General features: G+C 53.0%; 7 protein-coding genes. 4 read left to right on the top strand and 3 right to left on the bottom strand.

The genetic code is table 11. The features are described 5' to 3' along the window. Window positions 1-22: 22 nt before the first annotated feature. Window positions 23-859: a beta-barrel domain-containing protein gene (locus O1Q98_RS06660; protein WP_125260330.1), complete on the bottom strand. Its 837-nt coding sequence runs from the start codon at window positions 857-859 to the stop codon at window positions 23-25. Then, on the bottom strand, window positions 846-3,032 hold the full coding sequence (locus O1Q98_RS06655; RefSeq protein ID WP_125260329.1) for a type I secretion system permease/ATPase: 2,187 nt from the start codon (window positions 3,030-3,032) through the stop codon (window positions 846-848). The genes O1Q98_RS06660 and O1Q98_RS06655 overlap by 14 nt, the downstream gene beginning before the upstream one ends. Before the next feature lie 638 nt (window positions 3,033-3,670). Here O1Q98_RS06655 and O1Q98_RS06650 point away from each other — a divergent pair. From O1Q98_RS06650 to tadA, 3 genes are all read left to right on the top strand, one after another. After that, a complete protein-coding gene (locus O1Q98_RS06650; protein WP_125260328.1) occupies window positions 3,671-4,012 on the top strand; it encodes a tryptophan synthase subunit beta in 342 nt (113 codons plus the stop codon). Between the two features lie 227 nt (window positions 4,013-4,239). After that, window positions 4,240-5,193, top strand: a complete 954-nt coding sequence (gene murQ, locus O1Q98_RS06645) for an N-acetylmuramic acid 6-phosphate etherase (protein ID WP_125260327.1) — start codon at window positions 4,240-4,242, stop codon at window positions 5,191-5,193. 39 nt (window positions 5,194-5,232) lie between these two features. Continuing rightward, entirely contained in the window at window positions 5,233-5,736 is a 504-nt protein-coding gene (tadA, locus tag O1Q98_RS06640; protein WP_125260326.1) for a tRNA adenosine(34) deaminase TadA, read from the top strand. A gap of 17 nt (window positions 5,737-5,753) precedes the next feature. Here tadA and mltF read toward each other — a convergent pair whose 3' ends face one another. After that, on the bottom strand, window positions 5,754-7,211 hold the full coding sequence (gene mltF, locus O1Q98_RS06635; RefSeq protein ID WP_125260325.1) for a membrane-bound lytic murein transglycosylase MltF: 1,458 nt from the start codon (window positions 7,209-7,211) through the stop codon (window positions 5,754-5,756). A 273-nt stretch (window positions 7,212-7,484) separates the two neighbouring features. On the opposite strand from mltF, the gene purL reads away from it, so the two are divergent. Next, window positions 7,485-11,372, top strand: a complete 3,888-nt coding sequence (gene purL / locus O1Q98_RS06630; protein WP_205744280.1) for a phosphoribosylformylglycinamidine synthase — start codon at window positions 7,485-7,487, stop codon at window positions 11,370-11,372. Window positions 11,373-12,050 lie beyond the last annotated feature (678 nt).

The raw sequence follows: 12,050 nt of genomic DNA, 5'->3' as shown, positions 1-12,050 counted from the left end.
TGATACGGCCTTGAGTCCGTGGCTACTTTTCATGTAGTGCCCCTTTTTTGGCCAGTTGGATAGGCAAAAACAAGTAACTGAGCAGCGTTTTTCTTCCGCTGACGATATCAATGCTGGCGGCCATGCCCGGTAGAATCAGTAGCGGTTTGTCGATATTTCCCAGATAGTTTTTCTCTGCATGCAGCCTGATGAGGTAGAAATTATCTCCTGATGGACTGGTCATCATTTCTGGCTGCACGACATCAATGACGGCTTTTACACTGCCGTAAAGCGTGTAGTCATAAGCGGTAAAGGTGACGGTTGCGTCCTGGCCTGGGCGTAAAAAGTCGATATCTTGCGGGCGTACTTGTGCTTCGATAAGTAACTTATCATCAAGCGGTGTGATTTCAGCCAGCGTTTGACCGCGTTGAATCTGCTCTGTCGTGCTATTGACCAGAAGACGGCTGATAATCCCTTTAATGGGCGACATGATCAAAAAGAGCTGATCCGTTTTATCTTGGTGGGTGCCAGAAAGTGCGCGCTGATTGTTCTCCAGGCGCATTAGCGGGTCGCCGGTATTGATAATTTGTCCTTCGTGTACGTAGATGTCACTCAGCCCGCCGCCTTGTGTCGCCTGCACATTGTAATATTTTGATTGGTATGCTGTTTTTCCTTTTACGCGCACCACTTCATCCAGTTCGATAAACGCAGCCCAGATGATTAAAAATAAGCTGAAAGCCACGATGACCCAGGTAGAAAGACGAAGCCGCGCGGGGATATCTTCGCGCCGATTTTGTTCTGCCAGTACATCATTCACGCTCTGGTATTGACGTTCGGAAAAACGGGTGCGAATCCAGTCGAGTCGATTAGTGCGACGCATTGATTTGCCCTTTTTTTAATGCATCCAAAACAATCGCTTTCGGGCCATCGGCAATAATGCGCCCTTTATCCAGAATAATGAGCCTATCAACGAGTGTTAGCATGGAAACCCGGTGCGTCACCAACAGCAGCGTCTTGTCTTCGAGAACCGGGTGCAGCGCCTGTTTAAAACGATCTTCGCTGTTATTGTCCATCGCACTGGTCGGCTCATCCATCATCAAAATGGGGGGGGCGAGCAGTAACGCCCGGGCGATAGCCACCGCCTGCCGCTGCCCGCCGGATAAATTCGCGCCTCGCTCACCGACCTGTAGGTTATAGCCGTCGGGGTGTAACCGGGCAAAATCATTGACTCCCGCAATTTCGGCAACCCGCAGCATCGTTTCGTCATCAATGTAACGTGCGCCGCAGATCAGGTTATCGCGCAATGTACCGTGGAAAAGCTGGATATCTTGCGGCACGTAGCCGACATGGTGGCGTAAATCAGCCATATCAAGTTGTCTGGCGTCGAGACCATCAATCAATACGTTGCCGTGGGTAGGCGTGTACAGGTTAACGACCAGTTTTTCCAACGAACTCTTGCCTGAACCGGTACGACCAATAATCCCCACTTTCTCACCGGGCGAGATAGAGAGGTTGATATCAATCAGTGCCCGATTTTTTTGCTCAGGATAGCTGAAGGTCACGTCACGCAGTTCGATGCTGCCTTGAATCCGCTCGCGTTTTAGTGGGTAAGCGCTCGCATTGTGTTCCTGCGGCAGTTGTATCAATTGATGGGCATCTTCAAGCGCGAGTGTGATATGCCGATAGCGGTTTAATAACTCCGATAACGGTTCGAGCGTCAGTAGCGCCCTATTCGTCAATAAGTAGCTGGCAATCAACGCCCCCAGTGTCACTTTGCTGTCTAGAAAAAGGTAGACACCGAGGATAATGACAATCACGCCGCTAAGACTCTGTAGGTATTGTGTGAGATGGAGCGCCAGCGCATGCCAGGCTCTATGGCGGTAACTGAGCTGATTGAGCTCGGCGCAGGTCTGTTCCCATTGGTATTGCTTTTCACCCTGCGCATTATGGATTTTGAGCATATCGAGATTATTCAGGCTTTCTGTCAGGATGGCCTGACGCTCGTTGGCTAACTGCTGTATCACCGCTTGTGCATGAGTGAGGCGTGATTGAATGAGCCAATTTATCGCCAAAATAAACGGAATAGCCAATAAGGGAACCCACACAAGAGTGCCGCCGACGATCCATAAAAAGATAAGCGTTAGCAGCATAAAAGGGAGATCGAGTACCGTTGCCAATAGCGCAGGAGATAGCGTGTCACGCAGTGTCTGAAACGTTCGGATCTGGTGTGCCAGCGCGCCGACTCTTGGTGGGCGAGCCTGTAACATCATGCCAAGTACCCGCTCAAACAGCGCTGTGGAAAAGAGCAGGTCAGTTTTTTGGCTGGCGCTATCAATACACAGACTACGCAAGGTACGTAACACCACATCAAACAGCAATGCGATAGCGATGCCGCCAGCCAGTACCCACAGCGATGTGAGCGTTTGATTCGGCATTACCCGGTCGTAGATGTGCATCACGAACAATGGGATAAACACCGCGATAAAATTAATCAACAGACTGGCCGCGAGCGCATCCCAATAGAGTCCACGGGAGAAGCCAAGCATATGACGCAGCCAGTGGCGGCTATCAACCTGGTGCGACGGGCGCGCGGTTTCGATACGGCGTGTCGGCTGGGCAAACAGCACTAATCCGAGGTAGTTTTGCTGTAGCGTGTTGCGATCAACCTCAATTTCGCCACCTTCGGTTTCCCCGGTCATCAAACGTGCTGAACCATCAGCCGTCCAGCCTAGCAAAATCGCCGCGCGCCCTTCGCGTAATAGCAGCATGGCGGGCAGTGACAGGGTGGAGATATCATCCAGAGGGCGTTTAAGAATGCGAGCCTGTAGCCCCGCTCGCTTTGCTGCGCGCGGCAATAAATTAACCGAAAGGCGCTGCTCTTCCAGCGGTAGCCCGGCAGTCAGCGTCGTTCGACTCACGGATTTACCCTGTAGCTGGCAGAGCACTAGCAGACTATCAAGCAGAGGATCGTCATGACGGAGCCGTGGATCGTGATGTAACGACGAAAGGCGATGCGCCTCGCCGCCAGGAGGATGCTCATGATGTGTATTCATGTCGCTGCGCGTTCCTTAGTTCTGATGATCGTCAGTTCTTATGATCGTCTGTTTTAAGATGGGTATGGGTAAAAAATAGCCTGAAGTGAGCAAACTGGCTGAATTTCGTTGTGTTTTCCAGGTTAAAACCGGCGGACATTATTCATGGCGAACCTGACCGGACGCAACCTTTGATTTGCCTATTGTCGAAAGCGTACCGGATAAATCAGAAATCGCAGCCCGGATAGCCACCAGTGCAAAGCGAAAAGCGGGCAAATTTGCTATTCAGTATGGCGGTTTTAGCAGAGGGCCGCTGCCTGTGTGAACGCGAGCCGTGAAGTCAATTCAGTGGCCATTTATGGGGTGTCTTGCTCACTGCGGGTGAAAATGACATGCTGATAATCGGCCTGTACGGAGGGGACGTCCTGCCCGTTAAGAGGAGGAAAGCGTGGTACACTGTGGCCTGCTGCCTTGGCGGTGTTCGCGGGCCAGGCGGTAAGGTGCAGGCTATCATCGCTATGACACACTCCGATGAACCGTGCGGTTAGGGGAATGTTTTTTCAGCCCCTCACAGATGCGGTACCATAACGATATCCTAATCAGGAACGGAGCTTGCCCTGTCGGGGAGGCTCTCTTTTTGTGAATAAAAAGGGCTTGGTATGTTTTACATTTTGCGTGATAGCAATGGCCATTTAATCAGGGTAGAAACATCGCCGTTTCCAGAAATGAGTGATCAGTTACCCGATGACTCGTTAGAGGCTATTGCATGGCTTAATAATCAGCAGGCTATTTTGGCGAATATTGAGCGGCTGCGCAGTAGCGATCTGGAAATGGTTCGGGTATTGGAAGACTTGATTCAGGTTTTGATAACCAAAGGGCAAATCAACATTACGGATCTTCCCGCAGCAGCACAGTTAAAACTTATTGATCGCGCACGCACGCGTGAAGCATTAGGTGGGCTGGACTCGCTGATCCGGGAAGATGAGGACAAGATGTTCTGATGTTTGCCGCGTAGAAACAACGGCTTGCCGGAGACCCTTGCAAGCCGTTTTTTTATTTCTGGCCCTGGTATTGCCGTTATCATCGGGCAAATACCCCATTGGGATGGCGTATAACGATTATTCTCATACTACCGCCTCTCATATGACAGCGTCTCAGATAACAGCCTGTCTTTGGCTGACGAACATTGAGGCAATTTTTTGATTTATAAAATTAAGGTGCAGTGTAAATGGGTGAAAGTCACACTGAGAAACACGACAGCGTCTCAGCTTTGGCGGCGCTGATTTCCGAGCGACGAAATCCGGCGTCATTACATCTTGATACGCTATCCACGCTGGAGATGGTCACGCTGTTTAATCAGGAAGATCAGCGTGTTCCGCTCGCTATCCGCGAGGTTCTGCCAGCCATTGCGCTCGCTGTCGATGCGGCTGCGGCCAGCCTGAAAGCGGGGGGCAGACTGATTTATCAAGGCGCAGGCACCAGCGGGCGTCTCGGGGTGCTGGATGCCTCTGAATGCCCGCCGACTTTTGGCGTATCGCCGGATAGGGTTGTGGGGCTCATTGCAGGCGGGCCTGGCGCGTTATCAAAAGCGGTCGAGGGCGCTGAGGATTCGGCCTCTCTTGGGGAAGCTGATTTGGTGGCGCTGAATCTTAATTCGCACGATATGGTGATAGGTCTGGCAGCCTCTGGCCGCACGCCTTATGTGATTGGCGGTTTGCGTTATGCTCGTCGTCTGGGGTGCCGTACGGCGGCAATTTCCTGTAACCCGCAAGCACCGATTGCGCAGGAGGCCGACATTGCTATTTCGCCAGAAGTGGGTGCAGAAGTGCTCACCGGCTCAACCCGCCTGAAATCTGGAACCGCGCAGAAGCTGGTCTTAAACATGATTTCTACCGGTGCAATGGTGCGTCTGGGTAAGGTTTATCAAAACCTGATGGTGGACATGAAAGCCACCAACGTAAAGCTGATGGATCGCGCCTGTCGCATTGTCATGGATGCCACAGGAATAGACCGTCACCGCGCAGAACAGTATCTGGCGCAAACCGATTATGACGTCAAACCGGCGATTGTGATGGTGATAATGGGTTGTGATGCGCTTCAGGCCAGACAGCGGTTACAAGCCAGTAATGGCTATCTGCGCGAAGCGCTACGTGATGAGAACGCTGGGGATGAGAACGCGTGAGGTTTGTGATGCGCAGTGCAGGAGGAGTCAAAAGACATCATGAGTGAGCCAATGAACGATGATTTTTGGATGCGGCATGCTCTGATGCTGGCGCAGCGCGCCTGGGATGAGGGCGAAGTGCCGGTAGGCGCAGTGCTGGTGCAAGGGGATCGCATTCTCGGTGAAGGGTGGAATCGCCCGATTGGCCGTCATGATCCAACGGCCCACGCTGAAATTATGGCCCTACAGCAAGGGGGCGCAGTATTGCAAAACTATCGCCTGTTGGAGACGACGCTCTATATTACGCTTGAGCCTTGCGTGATGTGTGCTGGCGCGATGATCCATAGCCGGATTAGCCGTCTGGTCTATGGTGCCGCAGATGCAAAAACCGGTGCGGCCGGGTCACTGGTGGATATTTTGCGCCATCCGGGGATGAACCATCATATCGAGATTACCACTGGGGTCTTGGCGGAAGAGTGTGCCTCGCTACTCAGCCGTTTTTTCAAAATGCGCCGACAACAGCAACGCGAGGCGCGACGGGCGGCGCGCGAGTCAGCCGGTTGATTCCGTTAGGTGAGGTTTCAGTTGGGTGAGTGAGCAATGAGCCTGTCCGGTGGCACGGCCGGATAGGCGCTGGCCGTCAGTTGTTCCTGACGAGTGCGACTCTCTTTTTCAGACAAGTAACCGACCAGACTGACCATATAACGGCGGATATTCTCCACATAGTTATACGCTTCCTGACCACGCGCATAACCATTAGCGGTTTGGCTGTAATAGCGTTTTTGACTCAACATCGGCAGCCTCATTTTGACATCCGCCCAACTGTCTGGATTACCTTGTTGTTTTTCCGTCAATTTTCGCGCATCCATCATGTGGGCATATCCCATATTATAGGCCGCCAGTGCAAACCAAATGCGCTCATCCGGTGGAATGGAAGAGGGAACTTGCTGCACCATTTGGGCGAGGTATTTTGCGCCGCCACGGATACTCTCTTGCGGGTCAAGCCTGTCGTTGACATCCAAACTTTCAGCGGTATTCCGGGTTAACATCATCAACCCGCGCACGCCGGTTGGCGAGGTGGCCAGCGGGTTCCAGTGCGACTCCTGATAGGAGATGGCCGCCAGCAATTTCCAGTCTATTTCTCGGGCATATTTTTCAAATAACGGCCTAAAAACCGGCAGAGTGTTATCTATCGCACTTAAAAACACTGTGGTGTCCACATAATCAAAGCCGCCGACATGACCAAGGTATTTCTCTTCCAGCCTCGCCAGCGATCCGTCTTCGGCAGACTGGCTGAAAAAATCCAGCAACGCGGCGGTAACGCTATCATCGCGCCCCTGGCGGAGATACCAGGTAACGGGCTCTTCGTCACTGAGATCAAACGCAACGGCCAATTGCGGGTGGATACGTTGCATCAGGCCAATCGTAATGGAGTCTGCGATGGTGTAATCCAGTTTTCCTTCTGCGACCTGTTTGAGCAATTCCTGCTCTGACCGATCGGTGGTCAGTTCCCAATTCAATTGAGGATATTGCTGCGTTTTTAAATCGCGCAAGGTGGTGGCGTGGGCGGAGCCGGACAGTATCGTTAAGCTACCTTGAAGCTTATCCAAAGAGCCGGGGCGCGGCGTCCCCATGCGATAGACCAACTGCTGAGAGACTGAATAGTACGCCGGCCCCGCGCGAAAACGGCTTAACCGTTCACGGTTGTAAATCAGGCCTGCGGCCAGTAAATCAGCTTCGTCACGTGCCAGATCGTTAAACAGGTCATCGACATTTTGCCGCACCGATACCACCAGCTTTACGCCGAGGTAATCGGCGAAACGTTTGGCCAGTTCATAATCGAGTCCGGTGGGGGAGCCTTCGTTGCGGGTATAGGTCAACGGAGATATCACGGTGCTGATTCGTAGTTCACCGCGAGAAAGAATCTGCTTTAGCTGATCGTCTGAATGGCTGCGCCAGGGAATGTTTGGCCACAGCGCCAGCGTTAACAGCAAAGCGATAACCCCGATGAAAAAATAATTTATCGTTAAACGCTTCAATGAGTTGTCTCTCGGCGGCCTGTTGGCCTGTCTGTCTGTTTCGGCAGTTTTTTATGCGTTCTTTCCCAGAGCCGAGGCATTTTGCTTAACAAACCGCCAGTGTGCAACTGTTATTGGTTTGGCTACTGTTTAAGCGCACGTTTTCCGCAAAGTTTAACTATCGCTACGCAAACGGTTTCGTCACGCTTGACTATTCTCTATAATAGCGCGCGTTTCCCCCCTGTAGCGCCCTGACGCACTGTCTCCGGTGCCTCGAAGACGAGAGAAATTTAGATGATGGAAATCTTGCGTGGTTCACCCGCCCTATCGGCTTTTCGTATCAATAAACTGTTGACCCGGTGTAAGGAATACCATCTGCCCGTCAGCGACATTTACGCCGAATACGTCCATTTTGCCGATGTGAACGCTCCGCTAAACCATGAAGAACAATCACGGCTGAGTCGCTTGCTAAAATATGGCCCGTCGTTGGCAGAGCATGAACCCGGCGGTCGCCTGATTCTGGTTACTCCACGTCCCGGCACCATTTCTCCCTGGTCTTCAAAAGCCACGGATATCGCACATAATTGCGGTTTGCAGAAAATCCGCCGTTTGGAGCGTGGGCTGGCGTTTTATATCCATGCGCCGACCCTAAGCGATGTGCAGTGGCGAGATGTAGCCGCGCTATTGCATGATCGCATGATGGAATGTGTGTTTGATGACATGCAGCAGGCAAATCTGCTGTTCTCCCAACATCAGCCGGCACCGCTTAAACGCGTCGAAATTTTGCTTGAAGGCCGCACCGCGCTGGAAGCGGCGAATCTACGTCTGGGGCTGGCGCTGGCAGAGGATGAAATCGATTATCTGCTGGAAGCATTTACGACATTAGGGCGTAACCCGACGGATATCGAACTCTATATGTTTGCTCAGGCAAACTCGGAGCATTGCCGCCACAAGATTTTTAACGCGGATTGGATTATTAACGGTGAAAAACAGCCCAAATCACTGTTTAAAATGATCAAAAATACGTTCGAGCACACGCCGGAGCATGTGTTGTCTGCCTATAAAGATAACGCAGCGGTGATGGAAGGATCGGCCGTTGGCCGCTTCTTCGCCAACCCTCAGGGTGTGTATGAATATCATCAGGAAGATGCGCATATTCTGATGAAAGTGGAAACGCATAACCACCCAACGGCAATTTCACCGTGGCCGGGCGCGGCAACGGGCTCAGGCGGTGAGATTCGTGATGAAGGCGCGACCGGGCGCGGGGCGAAACCTAAAGCCGGGTTGGTCGGTTTCTCGGTGTCTAACCTGCGTATTCCCGATTTTATTCAACCCTGGGAGCAGGATTTTGGGAAGCCGGATCGCATTGTGAGCGCGCTGGATATCATGATGGATGGGCCGCTTGGCGGCGCGGCATTTAATAACGAATTCGGCCGCCCGGCGTTGACCGGGTACTTCCGCACCTATGAAGAAGTGGTCGATAGCCATAACGGTGTAGAAGTGCGCGGTTATCACAAGCCGATTATGCTGGCTGGCGGTATCGGTAATATTCGCAGTGAACATGTGCAGAAAGGTGAAATTAGCATCGGTGCCAAGCTGATTGTGCTGGGCGGCCCGGCGATGAATATTGGTCTCGGTGGTGGGGCGGCGTCATCGATGGCGTCCGGTCAGTCTGATGCGGATCTGGATTTTGCCTCCGTACAGCGTGACAACCCGGAAATGGAGCGCCGTTGCCAGGAAGTTATCGATCGCTGCTGGCAGTTAGGCGAGCAGAACCCCATTCTGTTTATTCATGATGTGGGCGCAGGCGGGCTGTCTAATGCGATGCCGGAACTGGTGAGCGATGGTGGTCGCGGTGGCCGCTTTGAACTGCGTGATATCCTCAATGATGAGCCGGGTATGAGCCCGCTGGAAGTGTGGTGCAATGAGTCGCAGGAGCGCTACGTACTGGCGGTTGCGCCGGAGCAACTCTCTCTATTTGATGCTATCTGTCGCCGCGAGCGCGCACCTTATGCGGTGATTGGCGAGGCCACGGAAGAGCAGCATCTCACGCTTAACGACCGTCACTTTAACAACAAACCTATCGACCTGCCGCTCGATGTCCTGTTGGGTAAAACGCCTAAAATGCTGCGCGATGTCGAGCGCAAAGACGTAGTGGGCACACCACTTAATCGTGACGGGATCTATCTGGCAGAGGCCGTTGAGCGCGTTCTGCACTTACCGGTTGTTGCGGAAAAAACCTTCCTGATTACTATTGGCGACCGTTCTGTTACCGGTATGGTGGCCCGCGATCAAATGGTCGGCCCTTGGCAGGTGCCTGTTGCTGACTGCGCTGTGACCACTGCAAGCCTGGACAGTTATTACGGCGAAGCGATGTCGATTGGCGAACGTGCCCCGGTTGCGCTGCGTAACTTTGCGGCATCTGCACGTCTGGCTGTTGGTGAGGCGCTGACCAATATTGCGGCGACGCAGATTGGCGATCTGAAACGGGTGAAACTGTCCGCCAACTGGATGGCCGCAGCGGGTCATCCAGGGGAAGACGCCGGGCTGTATGAAGCGGTACGTGCCATTGGTGAAGAGCTCTGCCCGGCGTTGGGACTCACTATCCCGGTGGGAAAAGATTCCATGTCGATGAAAACCCGCTGGCAGGAAAAAGGTGAAGAGAAAGCCATTACCGCGCCTTTGTCTTTGGTGATTTCGGCGTTTGCCCGCGTTGAGGATGTGCGCCATACCGTGACGCCAGAGCTGCGTACCGACAAAGATAACGTTCTGTTGATGATTGATTTGGGGGCAGGGCACCACGCGCTTGGGGCGACAGCCTTGGCACAGGTCTATCGCCAGTTAGGGCGCAAAACGGCCGATGTTCGCAGCCCGGCTCAACTGGCGGGTTTCTTCAATGCCATGCAGGCGCTGGTTGCGAAGCAGGCGCTGCTGGCCTACCACGACCGTTCGGATGGCGGCTTGGTAGTGACATTGGCTGAGATGGCATTTGCCGGGCATTGTGGCCTGAACGTTGACATCAGCTCGATGGGTGAAGACGCGCTGGCGGTACTGTTTAACGAGGAATTAGGCGCTGTTATCCAAATCGAAGCGTCCCGTCGCAATGAAGTCGAAGAGATTCTGGCAGAGCATGGTCTGGCGGCGTGTGTGCATTACCTCGGTAAGGCTGAGGCTGGCAACCATTTCGTTATCCATAGTGGTAAAGACGTGGTGTATCACGAAAGCCGTACCACGCTGCGTAGCTGGTGGGCGGAAACCACCTGGCAGATGCAGCGCCTGCGTGATAACCCACAGTGTGCCGATCAGGAACATCAGGCGAAGTCGGATGATAATGATCCCGGCCTTAATGTCGCACTGACGTTTGATTTGCAGGAAGATATCGCCGCACCGTTCATTAGCCGCCAGGCCCGTCCGAAAGTGGCCGTGCTGCGTGAGCAGGGCGTTAACTCCCATGTAGAAATGGCGGCGGCGTTCCATCGTGCAGGGTTTGATGCCATTGATGTGCATATGAGTGACTTACTGGCCGGGCGTCGTGATTTACAAGACTTCCAGGCGCTGGTTGCCTGCGGCGGTTTCTCGTACGGCGACGTATTGGGGGCAGGTGAAGGCTGGGCAAAATCCATCCTGTTCAACGAGCGGGTTCGCGATGAGTTCTCCGCTTTCTTCCTGCGTCCGCAAACGCTGGCGCTGGGCGTCTGCAACGGTTGTCAGATGATGTCGAATTTACGCGAACTTATCCCAGGGGCCGAGCATTGGCCGCGTTTTGTGCGCAATAAATCCGATCGCTTTGAAGCGCGTTTTAGTTTGGTTGAAGTGGCTAAGAGCGCGTCTCTGCTGCTGCAAGATATGGCCGGTTCACGTATGCCGATTGCGGTATCACACGGCGAAGGCCGCGTGGAAGTGCGTGATGAGAGCCACCTGGCGGCGCTGGAACAGCATCATCTGGTGGCATTACGTTATGTGAATAACTACGGTCAGGTCACTCAGGATTATCCGGCGAACCCGAATGGATCGCCGAACGGTATTACAGCGGTAACGAGCACAGATGGCCGTGTCACCGTAATGATGCCGCATCCTGAACGCGTGTTCCGTACCGTCAGTAATTCATGGCATCCGCAGGAGTGGGGTGAGGACAGCCCATGGATGCGAATCTTCCGTAATGCGCGCCGTCAGTTAGGTTGAAAGGTTAACCGCCTATTGCATACGCCACGTAATAATGCGTGCATACGTTACCGGTGAGGTTTGCCTGTGCGACACATCATCAAGGCATGATGATGTGTCATCCTCCTTGCTAGATGTGTCTAAACGTTGTCCGGGCGCGTTTACGATGGCGTTTGCGGTGATGGCCGTATCCGGTTGATTTAACCCTGATACGGCCACGTATGTCTTGCGTGATGACCCTGCGATTGTGCTGTCTCTAATTAGCGACATTACCGTACTTAAATGTCTCCAAAAGGTGACATTTAATTTCTTGATTTTCATTCGATTTAATCTGCTCTTCTGGCAGTGTCTTCTTTTGGCGACATAATCGCAGAGGCGTACGGCGGCGAGGTAAGCGTGGGGTGAAGAACTGGCCGACCAGATGCGTTGCTTTTGAGTATTTTCCATTAAAGATCATCTTGTTAAAATTATTCTTTAATGTTGGCATAATTTGTGCATAATATAGCGCGCTGCTCATTCAACTGGTTATGTTTGCATTGTGCTGTTGACGCTTTGCCCATAACGCCTGGAATGATGCCAAAAGATAAGGTGCCTATCGTCCAGCTTTTTGATAACTGCCTCAGGGCTTTATCACACATCGGGCGACACGTTGAGTGAGGCACCACCTATTCAGAGACCCGGCCAGACATCAGTGTGGCC

The organism is Dickeya lacustris (genome assembly GCF_029635795.1).
Classification (GTDB): Bacteria; Pseudomonadota; Gammaproteobacteria; order Enterobacterales; family Enterobacteriaceae; genus Dickeya; species Dickeya lacustris.
Note: the sequence above shows the minus strand (reverse complement) of the source record. Positions and strands in the feature narration are given on the sequence as shown.

Coding starts and splice junctions, on each gene's coding strand:
- O1Q98_RS06655 (WP_125260329.1), bottom strand. CDS start 3,032: ATGAATACACATCATGAGCATCCTCCTGGCGGCGAGGCGCATCGCCTT.
- murQ (WP_125260327.1), top strand. CDS start 4,240: ATGGGTGAAAGTCACACTGAGAAACACGACAGCGTCTCAGCTTTGGCG.
- O1Q98_RS06650 (WP_125260328.1), top strand. CDS start 3,671: ATGTTTTACATTTTGCGTGATAGCAATGGCCATTTAATCAGGGTAGAA.
- O1Q98_RS06660 (WP_125260330.1), bottom strand. CDS start 859: ATGCGTCGCACTAATCGACTCGACTGGATTCGCACCCGTTTTTCCGAA.
- purL (WP_205744280.1), top strand. CDS start 7,485: ATGATGGAAATCTTGCGTGGTTCACCCGCCCTATCGGCTTTTCGTATC.
- tadA (WP_125260326.1), top strand. CDS start 5,233: ATGAGTGAGCCAATGAACGATGATTTTTGGATGCGGCATGCTCTGATG.